Source organism: Pectobacterium brasiliense (genome assembly GCF_013449685.1).
GTDB lineage: Bacteria > Pseudomonadota > Gammaproteobacteria > Enterobacterales > Enterobacteriaceae > Pectobacterium > Pectobacterium brasiliense_A.
The window spans coordinates 1-263 of sequence record NZ_JACDSF010000161.1; the positions used below are offsets into that span (position 1 = coordinate 1).

The window sequence follows — 263 nt, forward strand, 5'->3', positions numbered from 1 at the left end:
CATATTGTTTTTCCAAGGGTATGGCCTTATCTCTCCAATCATCGGTGACCTCTTCGGCAATACCACGGGCAAGCAAGAGATCTGGACTGACGCCAAGCCCACGCCCCATCAATACCACCTCATAATAACCGCCGGGAGCCAGACCAAAATAGAGCCGATTTCGTTGTTCAAGGCGTTCGCCAACCTGATAGCGTTGCTGCATTTGCTGGGCTAGGTCTGCGGGTAAACTCACCGTAATACGGTACCGCTTACGATCGTAGAAG

Annotated in this window: 1 protein-coding gene; it reads right to left on the reverse strand. The window is 51.7% G+C overall.

Annotation, left to right across the window (positions count from 1 at the left end; genetic code table 11):
- A partial coding sequence (locus tag H0248_RS21840) for a DUF2931 family protein (RefSeq protein ID WP_308415681.1) occupies positions 1–232 on the reverse strand: 232 nt, incomplete at its 3' end.
- Positions 233–263: the final 31 nt, after the last annotated feature.